A 14,919-nucleotide genomic window follows, 5' to 3' on the forward strand; every position below is an offset into this window, starting at 1 on the left:
TCATGCGCAAGCACATCCTCAGTGCAATCCAGGCGCACGCCGCGGCCGAGTACCCGAAAGAGTGCTGCGGCCTGCTGTTGGCCGTGGGCCGCAAGCAGCAGTACTTCCCGTGCCGGAACATCGCCACCGAGCCGAACGAGGAGTTCCGGCTCGATCCGGAGGACTACGCCGTGGCGGAAGACCTGGGCGAAGTGATCGGCATCGTTCACTCGCACCCGGATGCGACCAGCCGGCCGTCACCGCATGACCTGGCCATGTGTGAGGCCACGGGGTTGCCCTGGCACATCCTGAGCTGGCCCGAGGCAGATCTGCGCAGCATCACCCCGACCGGCAATACGCCGCTACTCAACCGGCCGTTCGTGCACGGTGCCTGGGATTGCTGGCAGGTCTGCGCGGATTGGTACCAGCGTGAGTGGGGGCTTGAGTTTGAAGCCTTCCAGCGCGAGGACGGCTGGTGGGAGAACGCGGACGGCCCGAGTCTTTACGAGCAGGCCTATGAGGCTGCCGGGTTCGTCAGGGTCGACCAGCCGCAGCGTGGTGACATGATCGTTATGGCCATGGGGAGGACGGCGCATCCGAACCATGCGGGGATCTATCTCGGCGCCGATCCAGCATTGCCCGGCGAAGAGTCGGACACCTTCGGCCCAGGCCCATTCCTGCTGCACCACATGTACGGGCGGCCGTCCGAGGTGATCGTCTTCGGCGGGCCCTGGCATGACCGAACGCGCCTGATTCTCAGGCACAAAGATGCACAATCAACAACATGAAGCGGCAGGGCCGCAGGAGATACCTATGGAGCAAGAAAAGGATGCTTTCCCGGGCCATGCTGACGCCGGGAAAGTTGTTGGATGGCTTACTCGGAAGGTTTCTGAGACGACTCTGGCAAAAGACCTGATATCAAAGATTCAAGCGCAAGGTGATGGGCCGAACGATCTTTTATAATTGATTTGTCGGCTGGCATTGCCTCGATTAAAGATTTGGCGGCATCAGCAACTTTGATCCTGCTGGCCACGTCGAGACTGGCGATAGCTGTTCCGATTATTTTCATCGCTGCACATACGCCCAGCTCGAAGGGGGTAATCACTCGCTGCTCTTCGTTCACATTGACCTCCAGGTCATAAAAGCGCCGAATTTGGCGCAACCCCAGTCCTTGGGTTTGCAGGCAAAGGACTGGGAAATCCTTTGCGTAGGGGCAGGAGGCTACTACGGAGGGCAGACGGGCGTTACTGGGGATTCGTACAGGGAGGAATGCACTGTTTTGCATGCTATCATTACGACATATAGCTGATACACACTGTGATATCTCAAGGAAAGGAGAGCTCAATGCACAGGTCAAACTGCTGCCGTTCCCGGCAGAAAGTCTCAATCAGTCGAGTACTCGACGTCACAATGATCGCAACCACTGTTGGCTGCGCTGCTGCTGCAAATATGATCTTCCCTGGTGTAGGAAGCGCCGTTATCGGTGCAGTTCTTGGAGCTTTCATCGGCCTGTGTGCTACCAAGGCGGCGTAAGCTGGACAGGGATACGGTTCATGCAAATCGATCAACTGGGCTGCTCCATGGTGAGCAGTCTATTGCTTCTGATCTCCTACGTCGCAACATCGCTTTATCGTGGACAAAAACCAGACCTAAATCAGGCCTTGATCATTACGACCTCATGCAGTGCGTTCGTGGCTTCGATTTCATTGGCTGCTCTCACATACACCGCGAAAATAGAAGAACTCGGCGTACTGCATGATCAGAAAGTCGTCATCCTCATTGGATGTATAGCACTTGGTTGGGTGTCAGTATCATCTGCATACGCCAGCATGCTGTCGCCTTGGAGGCTGCCAAAGGGGCTTGAAAGCGCCAAACAGTAAAGTGGCTGCTGAATTCAGCATGAGTACCAAAGCCCAGCCCCGCGCTGGGCTTTTTGCATCTGGATGCCCGCTCAGTGTAGTTGGTAGAGTTAGACCTCCATCAAGCAAAGGATGCGCATCATGGCTGCAGCGAAGACATACGTTTTCAAGCTAAAAGGAAAAAACGGCAACGGGATGAACAATGTCCTGCAAAGCGGGACTGACCAAAGGGATGCGGAGCGGAAGATTTTGCAGAAGCACCCAGGGGCGACCATTTTGGAGGTCCGAGAGCAATAAACTGAAAGCCCAGTCCACCCCACCCGCTGGGCTTTTTCGTTTCTGGGGATTCGTGCAGCTGGAGTACGCCATTTTTTTAGTGCGTCTATGTGTGCTGGCGAAAGTCCTATTTCGACCCGAATCAGAAGATCAACAATTCTCGGTAGCGTTTATTTATGCGCCATTTTCATTGGCGTTCTTTCCAGAAGTTATCTATAGCTAATATCTACATATCGATTATGTTTGCAGCGTGTGCTGGCTTGCTACAGAGCAACTGCCATGGCAAACCACTAATGGACCGGCAGTAATGCCTTGAGCCTTTGCTCAGCAAATGGAGAACCGCAATATGGTCGATTTGGTGCAGGCTCTCAAGGAGGTACTAGAAAGCTCGACCCTGCTGTCTGGTTGGGCGGTGGGTATCGGCGGCGCGACGGTGGCCGTGATCATAGGTACCTCGCACAATCGGCCTGATCGGTTGCTATTCCGGCTGCCTTATCTGCTTTTTCTTCCAGGCTGGGGCTGTATCGGTTTTTCCATCTACGCGGGAAACCAGATTGTTGGCGCCCACCTCGCGACTCGTTTTAGTCCTTCTTTGATCAACACTATCGCTGACCAGATCAACACCTTCTACGGGTTCCAGCGTACATACCTGTTGTGGTCCTTGGTGTTTTTCGGCATTTGGCTGATCTGCTATACCTTGACATGGATATTTCTAAAGCAACTGCGTGAGGGGGCTCGATAATGAAAGCAATAGGTTTTGCGTTTTTTTGTCTCAGTGCCTTTGCTGGTCAAGCTCATGCATGCAGTTGTTACTCTTATCCTTTCGAACCGAATCCTCCCTGTTATAACGCGTGTGCCGAGGATATCGTAGAAAGTGGCGGGAAGAATATTGATAAGATCCAGAATTTACCACCGAACGTGCGAGATGATCTTCGAATTTTGGTCGATAAGAAGAGCAGTTTTCAGAAGATAGACTTTGATAAAATCCAGGGCCCCAAAAGTCTCAGTGAAGCGGCGAAGATAAATAACTTTCGTTCGTCACCAACGTTGAATAACCGAATGCAACTCCAAAACAATCTTCAACTCGAAAGGGGGCGAACGCTGAGCGTTCCAGCACAGTAGGCCAAGGTAAGGTCGACCCGCGCACTTTTTCGTTTCTGTCCTCCCAATGTTACAGTCCCGCCAAATCTCAACGAGGGAACGACATGAAATTGTTCGTAGGGGCTTTGGCTCGCTGAAGCTTCCGGTTCGTTGACGTGAAAAGCCCAGTCGAGTGCTGGGCTTTCTCGCTTCTGGGGATTCGTACAGGCGGTGGCATCATCTCTTGCATGATGCTTTCGTGCATCGACCGGTGAATCCCACAACCCAAAACGGGCATTAAGCAATGGCTGCTATCGGCCCTTAGTTCGTTACAGGTAATTCACGATAAACGTCACTTCGGTGTTCGCGGTGCCGGCTTCCAGTTTGCCCTCAGCCAGGCGGTAGTAAGCAGCGGACAGCGGTATGTTGAAGCTTGTGCCTATGGTGTTGAACCCGTCGAACGGGTAGGCAGTGTCCAGCGCGATAGGTTGTCCTGCCTCGTTCATTAGCTTTAAACCGATGCCTTTAGACGTTGAACTGGAGTTCAGCGCCACGATACCCTTTTGAGCATTGATGACTTGGGTGGTTGCTTTGAGTGAGTAGGTGACCTTGTTGATGCCGCTTTGGCACTGATTGAGGCCAATGTTGAATTTGATCACCCGAGGGGTATCGCCGCTTTTGGTGAGCTCCTCCAGGCGATAGTCGTCGCCCATTTGAACCGACACTGCCGGGGTCTGGCAGGAGGCCGTATTCAGGGTAATGGGGTTGATTAAATAAAATTTGTTAAGAACGGCTTCACCGGCCTGGTGTTGGCCAAGATAACCGGCTGGGACACTTTGCATTTTCTCATCTGACTTGATAATTTCAAGCCGATAGGTTCCAGCCTCAAAAAAATAAACTCCATATTGCCCAAGGTTTTCCAGTATTGATAAGTAGGGATATTCGTCTGTTGTAGAAGCTATTCGAAATGAAAGCCCAGACTTACCCAAAGGAAAGGTTGTGTCACTGCTCGCGCTGCCCAGTGCCGGGTTCAAGGCAAAGCCATACAGTTTGCCCGGATAACATATAACCGACATGAACGACACGTTAATACTGTCCTGGTAAATGACCGTGCCAATGGGCGCATCACTAGGGACTGTCAGGCTTTCCGTCAGATTGCTCCCGAAGTTTATGGTGACTGTTTTTGGGTTGATGGCAGTGAGTTTGCACGTCTCAGCCATTGCTCCCGACGAAAACACAATCGCCATCGCGGCCGCGACGCTCAGCAGCGGGCGCAGTCTGCTCTGCGCTCTTGAAGTTTTCATATTGATGTCGATACGGGATGGTGGAGGGGCGGCCACCATGGGGGTTGCTAAAGGCCGCGAACATAAGGCATTTCTTAAAATTTTGGTGACCTCTTGCCAACCGACGAGCCGACCTGAGCTGTTTTGTCTTGAGTAACAAAAGGGCTGAGAGGGGGCTGCCATCGGGCGTGCACCAACATCCTAAAGTACATGACTGATCAGATGGTGTGTGGGGGACAGCTCATTCGTTGACCCAATTAGATGTGAAGAAGCCCAGTCTAGACCTGGGCTTTGTTATTTCTGGTGTTCGGTCAGGCCTTATCCGCGCCGATATTGGCGCAATCCCAGTCCTTGGGCTTGCAGGCAAAGGACTGGGAAATCCTTTGCGTAGGGGGCAGGAGGCTACTATCCGAGGGTGACGGGGCGTTACTGGCTTTGCATCCACGCTGGATGCCCGATCAGGGGCAGTTGTAGGGTGTTTTACCGGTTCAACGGAGAGGTAGCAAAAAGCCCAGTCCACCTGTTTGGCTTTTTCGTTTCTTTCCAACTTAGGGCTAAAATCGCTACTCAAGGGATCTCGGCGGTTCCGGTTTAGGAGTTTGGATATGGGGTTCTCAGCGACACTCTGGGAGTGGTATGGGCAGGATGAGTACAAGCGAGTTGTAGTGGTCTAATGAAGCCGGACACCCATTTAGGCGAGAATGCTCGCCAGATCGAGGTGTCAGATGACCAAACAACGCCGTTCCTTTTCTGCTGAATTCAAACGCGAGGCTGCCGACCTCGTGCTCAAGCAAAACTACAGCTACATCGAAGCCAGCCGTTCACTCGGCGTCGGCGAGTCGGCCCTGCGCCGCTGGGTTGATCAGGTTCAGCAGGAGCGCCAAGGCGTCACTCCGCAGAGCAAAGCGCTGACCCCGGAACAGCAGAAAATCCAGGAGCTTGAAGCCCGGATCGCCCGCCTTGAACGGGAAAAATCGATATTAAAAAAGGCTACCGCGCTCTTGATGTCGGAAGATCACGAGCGTACGCGCTGATCAATCAATTGAGCGTCCATGAGCCGATTGATTGGCTGTGCAAGGTGTTTGAAGTCACCCGTTCGTGCTACTACGCCCAGCGCCTTAGGCGCCGAACGCCTGATGTCGAACGGCTTCGGTTGCGCAGCCGGGTGAGCGAGCTGTTCTCGCAAAGTCGCAGTGCAGCGGGCAGCCGCAGCATCCTGTCGCTGATGCGTGACGACGGCGAGCAGCTCGGTCGATTCAAAGTGCGCAGCTTGATGCGCGAGCTTGACCTCGTCAGTAAACAACCCGGATCACATGCCTATAAACGAGCGACGGTTGAACGGTTGGATATCCCGAACATCTTGAATCGGAAGTTCGATGTTCCGGCACCCAACCAGGTGTGGTGCGGCGACATCACCTACATCTGGGCCCAGGGGAAATGGCATTACCTGGCTGTCGTGCTGGATCTTTGCACGCGCCGGGTGGTGGGCTGGGCGTTGTCGGAAAAGCCGGACGCCGATCTGGTTATCAAGGCGCTGGATATGGCTTACGAGCAACGAGGAAGACCTCAGGGCCTGCTGTTTCACTCGGATCAAGGGTCGCAGGGCGAATTCAACCGGTCGTCGCAACACCGAGTTGTTGAACAGATTTTAGATACTCATTCAGAGCTTCGGCGGGTGTTTTCCAGCCGAGTGTTTTTCGGGGTCTCGTGTTTAGCGCGTGGGCTACGGCTTGGATCTCTTGAGCACTCCAGCGAGACAGGTCGGTACCTTTCGGGAAGTATTGGCGCAGAAGACCGTTCGTATTCTCGTTCGTGCCGCGCTGCCATGGACTATGAGGGTCAGCGAAGAAGACCTTTACTCCGGATTCGATAGTAAACCTAGCGTGATCCGATAGCTCCTTCCCACGATCCCAGGTTAAAGATCTCCACAGCTCGACGGGAAGATCAGTCACCGTCTTCTTCAACGCGTTGGCCATGCTAACTGCCCCGTAGCCGGCAAGTGCCGGGCCGTTCTTCGTTCGGGGAATTAGCCCATAACCTTCTTCGCGGGGCAGATGGACGAGCATGGTGAATCGAGTTGAACGCTCGACCAGCGTTCCAATCGCAGAACGGTTTAGACCGATGATCAGGTCGCCCTCCCAATGCCCTGGTACAGCTCGGTCTTCCACCTCAGCAGGACGACTGGAGATCATGACATCCTCACTTACATGTGCCCACGCTTTGGCCTGCGCCCTGGCTCTCGGCACGCGCAATGCTCTCCCCGTGCGCAAACAGCTAACCAGTTCGCGCTTGAGAGCCCCTCGCCCCTGAATGTAGAGCACCTGATATATGGCTTCGTGAGAGATGCGCATGGATTCATCGTCCGGAAAATCGATCTGTAGCCGGTTGGTAATCTGTTCGGGCGACCAGCCGCTGACCCATTTACGGTCACTGCGATGTGGTTTATTTCGGCCTTTGAAGGGCGCTTGCCGAGGCCCAGTAATCTCACGGCCATCAGCGTCGTGAACCTTACCCTCCAGACGGTCTTGCACGTAGTGATGCAGTCGTGGGTTAGTCGCCAGTTTCGCTGGCTTCGGCCTCTTGGCAACCAATTCGGCCTTCCATTGTGCGACTGAAGCTCGATACTCAAGCCGACCGCAACGAGTTGCAGCATTACGTGCCAGCTCCCGTGAAACTGTCGATGGGCTTCGTCCAAGGCGACGGGCAATCTCGCGCACGCCAACACTTTGTGCCCTAAGCAGGCCAATCTCTTCTCGCTCTGCGAACGATAAGTACCTTCCGGATATGTGGTTAGACATAAACAACGGCATCCCGCCCCGATGACGGAACCAGCGTGTGCCTACCGCTGATGAAACGCCAATGGCCTGCGCTGCCTTTTCGCTTGTGATCCCGGTTGCGATCTGCGCCCAAAACAGCCGCTCGATTTCATTGCGAAGCGACGGCGCACCTGGCGAACGCATCGCCCCTCGTCCCGTCAACTTTTGCATCCAGCTTGCCGGTCGTCCCATAAACACCTCGATCAAAGGTGTTGCGACGACCGGTTGAATCCGCCCAACTGGATTCGACCCCATCAATTCAACGGTGGGCTGGCGCCAGCTCGGGCCGAGAAAAAACTTAACGTCGTGTCCGGGATTAGTTGACCACTACAGTACAGATTGCCGAACAGTGATGTCGGGGGGCAGAAGAGTCAGTTTTGACTGGGGCGAAGAATAAAGCCTCCAGAGGACTTCGACGATCGAGAGGGTGGCTCGGCGTTACAACCGGGTTGATTCGCCGGAGTGGCATCGCAACTGACCTGAAAGCCTCCGACTTTAATTTCAGAAGCATCTTGACCGTCGCTATATGCGGAGCAACCACCAAGGACGGCTGTCGCTAGGAGAAACATCGCGTATTTCATAGGGGGGCCATTCCTAGTAAGTCCGATAAGTCGCTGCAGTATATCGAATGTCTTTCGCCCACCAATCCGTGGGCTTTCTTATGCCTGGAGAAAACTATGCCGATCACCGAAACGCGCGGAGTGCGCAACCAAAACCCCGGAAACATCGATTACAGCCCACGTAACGCCTGGCAGGGCCAGATCGGCCTGGAAGTCGGCGTGCCCAAACCACGCTTTGTCCGCTTCGACAGCGCCGAGAACGGCATCCGCGCCCTGGGCAAGCTGCTGCTGACCTACCCAGCGCAAGCACCAGTTGAAGACCGTGGCGGCGCTGATCGGCCGCTGGGCGCCGAGCAACGAGAACAATACCGAGGCTTACGTGCGCGCCGTCGAAGCGAGCACCGGCACCCGGCCGGGCGCTGAGGTCGACCTGAGCACGTCGGCGGTGATGCAGGGCTTCGTCAAGGCGATCATCCGCCATGAAAACGCCGGGTATGCCTATCCGGACTCGGTGTTGCTGGAAGGCGTGCGCAGGGCGTTGCTGTGAGTGCCGGGGCGTGGCGGCTGCTGGGCGCGGGATTGGCTCTGATCGTCCTTCTCGGCAGCGGGGCGGTGTTCGGTGTTTGGTTGGCTGCTGGTCACTATCGGCCGCTGCTCGTCACTGCGAACCAGGACCTGGCCAAGACGCAGGCCGGGCGAGACAACCTGGAAGCACTGGCTAGCGAGCAGGGGCGCGAGTTGGGCAGGCTGGTGCGGGCAGGGAGGGACCGTGCGGCGCTCGCCGAGAAGGCGGTGGCCCAGGCCAAAGAAGAGGCGAAGCTCGACTACGCTGCGGCGAACCGGATTCAGCAGGAGAGGATCGGTGGTGATCAATGCGCGGCAGCCAACGCGGTGATCGATCGGGAGTTGGGGTTATGAGGCAAGTCGCAGAAAATCAATACGGAATATTCCGAAAACTATTCCTGATGGTGTTCATGGTCGGGGTGACGGGATGCGCCGGCCGGGTGCCAGAAGTACGCACTGTACGGGTGGAGGTGCCGGTACTGGTACCGTGCAAAACTTGGGATGTGATGCCGCCGCCATGGGTAGTTGCAGGCCTGAAGAAAAGCGACAACCTGGAGGTGAAGGTGCGGGCGCTCTTGGCTGAGCGCAGGCAGCGGATCGGGTACGAAAGGCAACTTGTTGCTGCCGTTTTGGCCTGCACTTATTGAGTGCTTGATGAGATATCATTGCCCCAGTTAAGTATGATCTTAAAGGATTGAAAGTAGGGGTTTATGGAAAATCGGCTCGACGCGCAGCGCGTTATCGTTGCGTTCTTAATAATCATAGTCACGCTAGGCGGTATTGCTTTTGTTGGTTGCCTGGCTAGCCCTCCTGGTTTTTTTCCAGGCATTCGAATTGCGCTGGCTATCATTGCCTTAGGGCTCACCTGCCTGCTGTGCTATCCACTGGTCATCGCATATTGGATGGTCTCTGGTCGACCAACAGGAGTACGCGACATACTGATCATCCATACCGCTGCGTTAGGGGTGTTTGCTGTTTGGTATTTGATGATTTTTTTCGATTGAAGCGTGCTCACTACCAGTAGTTCATGGGGCGCGCGCCCGACTTGACCCAGCGCATGCTCAACGAATTGTCGGAATTACCGGCGACGGCGATCAAGGACTGATCGCTCTGGCGGCTTGCCAGGCGTATGTTTGGGAGGTGAGTCGCTAGAGACTCATGATTGATCTGCGGACTGGGCAACACAGGATAACCATATTAGGTCTCGCCCATTACGCTAAGGGAGGCGTGCACATTACATCGAACTCGAAACTAACAATAAATTGTCGATAGTAGGAACTTCTCATAGTGCGTGTTTCGACAGTTTTAGCGGTGGGCAAGAGTATATTTGTAAGTAAATGCCCGCTAATTGCTTAGCGGGCATTTGTTGTGTTAGACGATCTCGATGTAAGGGTCCCAGGTGAAGTAGCCAAGAACCTTATTGTCGCTGTCAACTATCATAAAGGATAGGGTGTATGTAACTTTCCCTTTTGTGGTGGCGACTGCTTGCCACAGATTGTACCTTACTTGTTGTGGGTTTGGCGGATTGTCATTGTTGAATAAAGGGAGCGGTGCGTTTGGCGCAACAAATGTTATTCCTGTAAACGCGCCTGTGGAGTATGGTTTCACTAGGGGGTTGTACAAAATTATTTCTTTGTCGAAGCCTTTTGTGAGCGTTGCGCCGCGCCAGCGAATATTATCCTGTAGCTTTACTGTTAAATCGAGTTCTGCGGTAGCCTGCCCCTTGAGGCTGGAGCTGTACTGAGTGAGCATGAAGATTTTGTTCAGCTCGCTTGCTGTGGTGATTGATATCGGCTCGCCATAGGTGCCTTTTATCCCTTTGGATATATAATTTTCTACAAAGGCATCTGCATCAACAATTACAAGTATGTCCGCAGTGTTTGTGCTTGAAGACATTATATAGATCCTTCTGATGTGCTAGGGTTTTTTGATCTCTTGTGTTCTACAGTAAATTATTAGTCTGTGGGTCTGGGTTTGATAAGTTTGTAGGGGTTGTGTGTGGTGTTGTTATTTTTACAATATTTGTATTTTATTGATTGTTGCAGGTGACTATAGGTTGGAAAGGTAGGCGGTCAAATAGTTGCGCTAAATTTAGGTGTAAATCGGATGAATGGTAGTTGCTTATTATTCATAGGCTCAGGTGTGATTTTAAACTGCGGTGCAGATTTTATTATTTACTTGTGACTCCATATTTCTATCAACTCACATTAGGTTCGGTGCGATTAGGGCACGCCCCCCCCAAGAATCAATCAACTCCGCACCCTGGTTACGCACATTCCCAATGGCAACGCTGACCTTGAACCATTCAAAGGCCTCGGCCAGCTCACCTTGCTGAAGCAATATCTGCTCAGCCCGCTCTTTCGTCGTAAATTGATCTAGCCATTCCCCGGCCAACTCGGGAGAAAGCGCCACCGGCCGCCGGTCATGGATGCCCACCATACCGCCAACGCTGTCCGCGGTGATGATCACAAACCCGTCATGCTCTCCGGCGCCCTCATCGGCATCCGGAAGTTGGCCAATGGCTGCGCACAGGATCGACGAGCCATCCGGCGCGCTCAGGCACGCCTTCCGGCCGGGTTTCAACTACAGCAAGGCCGAGGTCATGTTGCTGAACCTGTGCCAGCCGGGCGAATTCACCGAGGACCTGTTTGCCGCGTCACAGCCGGGCGCTTCAACAAAGCTGATGGGTGTGCTGGATCAGATCAACGGTCGCTGGGGCAGGGGGACGCTTCGATCAGCCAGCGTGCCTAGCCATCCGGATTGGGCCATGCGGCATGAAATGATGAGTCAGAGCTATACGACCAGGCTTGATCAGCTGTGGAGGGTGAGTTGTCATTGATGGGAATAATGAAGTGACAGCAATCCGCCTGAAGTCATTGTTGAGTTGACAATGGAGTTCTCCATCACGCAATGGGAGTGGTACGGGCAAGGCGAATTCAAGCGAGTTCCGGAGGCGGGCTGACCAAAACAATCATGCGCCGCCCCCCTATTTAATCCTCCCTCCAGTTCATTCGGCGAGGTCTTAAATCAACGCTTCATGGCATCACACTGGCTGCGCAGGTTGCTGTCTCTGATAGTGCTGCAGCTTTCGCCTTTCGTTTTGGCATAGCAATAAGTGCGCTTGTCGCTGTCGCTGATGGTACTGCAGCTCTCGCCCTTGGTTTCCGCATAGCAGGTAGTACGAAGATCGCTGTCTCTGATAGTGCTGCAGCTCTCGCCCTTGGTTTTGGCATAGCAATAAGTGCGCTTGTCGCTGTCGCTGATGGTACTGCAGCTCTCGCCCTTGGTTTCCGCATAGCAGGTAGTACGAAGATCGCTGTCTCTGATAGTGCTACAGCTTTCGCCTTTCGTTTTGGCATAGCAATAAGTGCGCTGGTCGCTGTCGCTGATGGTGCTGCAACCGGCATAGGCGTATCCACTAAGCATCAATAGCACTGCAACGATTACTCTCATTACACTCTCCATGGGTTGTCAGGAAATAGACTGACGTTGATTGATCCAAGATGATCTTGTGTCTTAATGAGACATCAAATTGACATCAGTTTATAGAAAAGTTCCATGATCGAATATGAGGGCGCAGGGGGGCTGGTATTGCTGAGCTTTTTTGCTGATGGGAGAGTCTCGGCGACTTCAATTCCCCGTGGCTTGCTAGACGCATCTGACTGACAGCTTTTGGCCCAGGTTGTGTAAAAACGCAGGCCCTGTTTTGAAGTCTGCGTCGCTATGTAAAATCTCCCAGTGATTGGTAGCTCAGCGGACCTGGAGTTTGCGTAGGGGCGCGATTTTCGTTTCGATTCAGGCCATCAAAGCTGCTCTAAAACGTTTTCACACGGCCTCGGCCGGGAACTGCCAGTAAGACGTCACTCCGGCTCCATCAGCATCGCGAGCGTCATCTTGATGAACTCCTCATTCCGATCAATCGTGTCCAAGGTTTCGCGAACGTTGTCGGCGACGTCAGCTGATCCGCGCTGTTCCATCCAGTTTGAAAGCTCCAGGATGGCGGCCTCGAGGGCGAGTTGGTTTTCGTTGAGCTTGAACAGCAGGGACGGGAGTAGGTCTGAATTTGGCATCGCGAGTCCTCCGTGGAGGGGGCGCCGTAGCAGTAGGGAATGTTGAAACGATAGGGGGATGGTAGGCAGGGCGCCAGGGAGGGGCAGACTTGCTGTATAAAACCACCTGCTGCCGCGTATTCATTAGGCGTAAAGCCCTACAAATGACGGTAGGGTTTTAGACAGGGAATCGCTGAGAGCTGCGCAGTACGTGGTCTATGCACTGTTCCAGCCAGTACTGTTTTCTACGACAGCCCACCCTCAGGGATACCCTGATGGCATATTCAAGTTGGCGATGGCAAGCTTCTGACCTTCAGCGCTGCTCCGTGTGCAGCCAGGCAGGGGCAATATCTACTGCCATTCACCTCGGGTGCCCATCACCTGCTGGTTCAACTGAACAAGGATGTCGTCATGAAAGTCTCTCTTGGTATCGTCGCCCTGGCTGGGTGCCTGTCCACCTTTTCTGTCTCGGCTGCTGGCCCGAGCCACAGTGACCTGTTCAAAGCTCTGGCGCAGTGCCAGGCCGGTGCGCAGCAGGTGAGCGAGTTCAATGATCTGGTTGCCGCTGAGCAATTGTCGTTGCCCAAGGATGAGCCGCACAGCCCGTGGGGCGGCGGCGCCTGGCAGGTCACGCCTGCGCTGACGGTGCACGGCGTGTCGTCGACCACCGTAGTGATGACCGACCGCTTCAACTTCTTTCTCCAGGCCAAAAGCAGCAGCCCAAAGGCCGATGCAGAGAAGCTCGCCAGCACCCTGAAACTGCGAAAGACCTTGGATCTTGGTGGCTATGTTGACTACCAGCGCAGCCTCGGCAATGGCGCGACCCTGCGAGTGGTCTCCACGGAAAACAAAGACAGCGATCTCTACGTTGGTTGCAGCTATCAGCGAAACGCTTCCTGAAACCTGGCGGTAAACGGATACGCTGCGAACCCGCTGTGGCTTCGCGGCATCTCCTGCTCCCCGGCTAAGCTGCCGGGCCGCCTGCTCGTCAATCGGGCCGTTGTGGCGCCGTGAACTGCTTTGCGCACCATCCGGCCGAGGCTGTGTGAAAATGCATGCACCGTTTTGAAGTCTGCGTTGTTACGTAAAATCTGCCGGTCTTTGGTTAATCAGACAGACCTGAAATTTGCGTAGGAGCGCGATTTTCGTTCCGATTCAGGCCATCAAACCTGCTCTAAAACGTTTTTACACAGCCTCGGCCGATAACTGCCAGTCTGACGTCACTCCGGCGCCATCAGCACCGCGAGCGTCATCTTGATGAACTCCTCATTCCGGCCAATCGTGTCCAAGGTTTCGCGAACGTTGTCGGTGACGTCAGCTGATCCGCGCTGCTCCATCCAGTTTGAAAGCTCCAGGATGGCGGCCTCGAGGGCGAGTTGGTTTTCGTTGAGCTTGAACAGCAGGGACGGGAGTCTGAATTTGGCATCGGGAGTCTTCCGTGGAGAGGGCGGCGTAGCAGCAAGAGATGTTGAAACGATAGGGGGGATTTGTGTCGGCAGAACGCCGTTGGGGTGGGTACTACTGTAGGAATATACAACGCTAAGTTATTGATTCTTATAGGGTGATATGGTCTTTTTGCACTCGTCCTGAAAGAGTATTTTTTTTCTTATCTATCAATAGCTTACAGCTTGCCGATGGTCACCTGACATGGTGGGGGTCGTTGGTTCGAGTCCAATCGCGCCTACCAAACAAAATCCGCTCTGCTGGGCGGTCTAGAAGGGCTCACCGAAAGGTGGCCCTTTTTTGTTGTCTGGGATTTGAAAAACCCCCACTCAAAACGCCTGATCGGCGCCTACCTCCAGGTACACGATTTTCTTTTCGTCGTGCCCCTCCTGATAGTGTTTCGTCATCTTCTCGTCCGCATGCCCCATCAAGGTCTGAATGTAGCTCTGCGGGAAATCCTGCTGCTCGTAAAACCATGCACCTAAACGCGAATTTCGTGGGCAGTGGGCCGCTCTTAAATTTTGTACCAGTAATGCTGGTTTAATTCAGGGTTGGTGATATCGCGCTGCATCAGCATCTTTCGGCAGACAGCTGATGGCATGCGTCCAATTGTAAGAGCCATTGTCCACGACTACACTCCAGCCCATGAAACGCTCTCTGCGGTTATGCCTCATCTTCATGATTAGCCTGGCGCTTCCCCTCAGCGGGATGGCGGGGATTCAGGCACCGACAGAACCGTGCCCAATGAAGACGATGGGCATGGCGATGATGGACGATATGGGGATGGACTGCTGCAACGACATGAAAAGCCCTGCCGAGCACTGCAAACCCTGCAAACCCGGCCAGGAATGCAAGACGGGTGGCATGTTGCAAGTCTCGATCATCAAGCCCCCTGTCACCTTATCCAGCCCCGTTGTACTGTCCTTCTCCAGCGATTTCCTGCCAGTGCAAACCCTGCCAGGGGTGTGGCGACCGCCACGCGTTTGATTCCTGTACCACACTGAATCTCA

15 protein-coding genes and 5 pseudogenes are annotated in these 14,919 nt (G+C 54.1%); 12 read left to right on the forward strand and 8 right to left on the reverse strand.

Translation table 11 applies throughout. The features are described 5' to 3' along the window. Positions 1-2 precede the first annotated feature (2 nt). Positions 3-767 (forward strand): C40 family peptidase, encoded by a 765-nt coding sequence (locus AC1Z1G_RS10310; RefSeq protein ID WP_483626832.1) that lies wholly within the window; start codon positions 3-5, stop codon positions 765-767. A gap of 86 nt (positions 768-853) precedes the next feature. On the opposite strand, the gene AC1Z1G_RS10315 is transcribed toward AC1Z1G_RS10310, so the two are convergent. Further along, complete coding sequence (locus tag AC1Z1G_RS10315) at positions 854-1,102, reverse strand: hypothetical protein (RefSeq protein ID WP_483626833.1); 249 nt, start codon at positions 1,100-1,102, stop codon at positions 854-856. Positions 1,103-1,532: 430 nt separating this feature from the next. On the opposite strand from AC1Z1G_RS10315, the gene AC1Z1G_RS10320 reads away from it, so the two are divergent. Both AC1Z1G_RS10320 and AC1Z1G_RS10325 read left to right on the forward strand, forming a co-directional pair. Beyond that, the gene (locus AC1Z1G_RS10320; protein ID WP_483626834.1) at positions 1,533-1,859 is read left to right on the forward strand and encodes a hypothetical protein; all 327 of its coding nucleotides are present in this window, start codon (positions 1,533-1,535) and stop codon (positions 1,857-1,859) included. Between the two features lie 601 nt (positions 1,860-2,460). Then, positions 2,461-2,856, forward strand: a complete 396-nt coding sequence (locus AC1Z1G_RS10325) for a hypothetical protein (protein ID WP_483626835.1) — start codon at positions 2,461-2,463, stop codon at positions 2,854-2,856. A 667-nt stretch (positions 2,857-3,523) separates the two neighbouring features. On the opposite strand, the gene AC1Z1G_RS10330 is transcribed toward AC1Z1G_RS10325, so the two are convergent. Further along, the gene (locus tag AC1Z1G_RS10330) at positions 3,524-4,660 is read right to left on the reverse strand and encodes a fimbrial protein (protein WP_483626836.1); all 1,137 of its coding nucleotides are present in this window, start codon (positions 4,658-4,660) and stop codon (positions 3,524-3,526) included. Between the two features lie 542 nt (positions 4,661-5,202). Here AC1Z1G_RS10330 and AC1Z1G_RS10335 point away from each other — a divergent pair. Continuing rightward, positions 5,203-6,080, forward strand: a pseudogene (locus AC1Z1G_RS10335) (IS3 family transposase); the annotation flags it as partial. A gap of 7 nt (positions 6,081-6,087) precedes the next feature. Here the strand turns inward: AC1Z1G_RS10335 and AC1Z1G_RS10340 are convergent. Then, complete coding sequence (locus tag AC1Z1G_RS10340) at positions 6,088-7,464, reverse strand: IS30 family transposase (protein WP_483626837.1); 1,377 nt, start codon at positions 7,462-7,464, stop codon at positions 6,088-6,090. 506 nt (positions 7,465-7,970) lie between these two features. Between AC1Z1G_RS10340 and AC1Z1G_RS10345 the strand changes: the two are divergent. The 5 genes and pseudogenes from AC1Z1G_RS10345 to AC1Z1G_RS10365 form a co-directional block, all read left to right on the forward strand. Then, positions 7,971-8,400: pseudogene (locus AC1Z1G_RS10345) on the forward strand (structural protein). A gap of 32 nt (positions 8,401-8,432) precedes the next feature. Next, positions 8,433-8,771 carry a hypothetical protein gene (locus tag AC1Z1G_RS10350; protein ID WP_483626838.1) on the forward strand — a complete coding sequence of 113 codons (339 nt, stop codon included), beginning with the start codon at positions 8,433-8,435 and terminating at the stop codon, positions 8,769-8,771. A 47-nt stretch (positions 8,772-8,818) separates the two neighbouring features. Next, the gene (locus AC1Z1G_RS10355) at positions 8,819-9,064 is read left to right on the forward strand and encodes a hypothetical protein (RefSeq protein WP_483627797.1); all 246 of its coding nucleotides are present in this window, start codon (positions 8,819-8,821) and stop codon (positions 9,062-9,064) included. A 63-nt stretch (positions 9,065-9,127) separates the two neighbouring features. Further along, positions 9,128-9,421: a hypothetical protein gene (locus AC1Z1G_RS10360; RefSeq protein ID WP_483626839.1), complete on the forward strand. Its 294-nt coding sequence runs from the start codon at positions 9,128-9,130 to the stop codon at positions 9,419-9,421. Positions 9,422-9,437: 16 nt separating this feature from the next. After that, positions 9,438-9,569, forward strand: a pseudogene (locus AC1Z1G_RS10365) (lysis protein); the annotation flags it as partial. A 219-nt stretch (positions 9,570-9,788) separates the two neighbouring features. Here the strand turns inward: AC1Z1G_RS10365 and AC1Z1G_RS10370 are convergent. Together AC1Z1G_RS10370 and AC1Z1G_RS10375 are read right to left on the reverse strand one after the other, a co-directional pair. Further along, positions 9,789-10,313: an AidA/PixA family protein gene (locus AC1Z1G_RS10370; protein ID WP_483626840.1), complete on the reverse strand. Its 525-nt coding sequence runs from the start codon at positions 10,311-10,313 to the stop codon at positions 9,789-9,791. Between the two features lie 306 nt (positions 10,314-10,619). Then, positions 10,620-10,964: pseudogene (locus AC1Z1G_RS10375) on the reverse strand (SOS response-associated peptidase family protein); the annotation flags it as partial. Between the two features lie 4 nt (positions 10,965-10,968). Here AC1Z1G_RS10375 and AC1Z1G_RS10380 point away from each other — a divergent pair. After that, positions 10,969-11,256, forward strand: a pseudogene (locus AC1Z1G_RS10380) (DUF4113 domain-containing protein); the annotation flags it as partial. Positions 11,257-11,444: 188 nt separating this feature from the next. On the opposite strand, the gene AC1Z1G_RS10385 reads toward AC1Z1G_RS10380, so the two are convergent. Both AC1Z1G_RS10385 and AC1Z1G_RS10390 read right to left on the reverse strand, forming a co-directional pair. Further along, positions 11,445-11,870 (reverse strand): hypothetical protein, encoded by a 426-nt coding sequence (locus tag AC1Z1G_RS10385; protein WP_483626841.1) that lies wholly within the window; start codon positions 11,868-11,870, stop codon positions 11,445-11,447. Positions 11,871-12,277: 407 nt separating this feature from the next. Continuing rightward, positions 12,278-12,487, reverse strand: a complete 210-nt coding sequence (locus AC1Z1G_RS10390) for a hypothetical protein (RefSeq protein WP_483626842.1) — start codon at positions 12,485-12,487, stop codon at positions 12,278-12,280. A gap of 390 nt (positions 12,488-12,877) precedes the next feature. On the opposite strand from AC1Z1G_RS10390, the gene AC1Z1G_RS10395 reads away from it, so the two are divergent. Continuing rightward, on the forward strand, positions 12,878-13,366 hold the full coding sequence (locus AC1Z1G_RS10395) for a hypothetical protein (RefSeq protein ID WP_483626843.1): 489 nt from the start codon (positions 12,878-12,880) through the stop codon (positions 13,364-13,366). A 320-nt stretch (positions 13,367-13,686) separates the two neighbouring features. Here the strand turns inward: AC1Z1G_RS10395 and AC1Z1G_RS10400 are convergent, their stop codons facing one another. Further along, positions 13,687-13,869: a hypothetical protein gene (locus AC1Z1G_RS10400; protein WP_483627798.1), complete on the reverse strand. Its 183-nt coding sequence runs from the start codon at positions 13,867-13,869 to the stop codon at positions 13,687-13,689. 685 nt (positions 13,870-14,554) lie between these two features. Here AC1Z1G_RS10400 and AC1Z1G_RS10405 point away from each other — a divergent pair. Continuing rightward, positions 14,555-14,896 carry a hypothetical protein gene (locus tag AC1Z1G_RS10405; RefSeq protein ID WP_483626844.1) on the forward strand — a complete coding sequence of 114 codons (342 nt, stop codon included), beginning with the start codon at positions 14,555-14,557 and terminating at the stop codon, positions 14,894-14,896. Positions 14,897-14,919: the final 23 nt, after the last annotated feature.

It is taken from the genome of Pseudomonas sp. JL27(2026) (assembly GCF_056933555.1).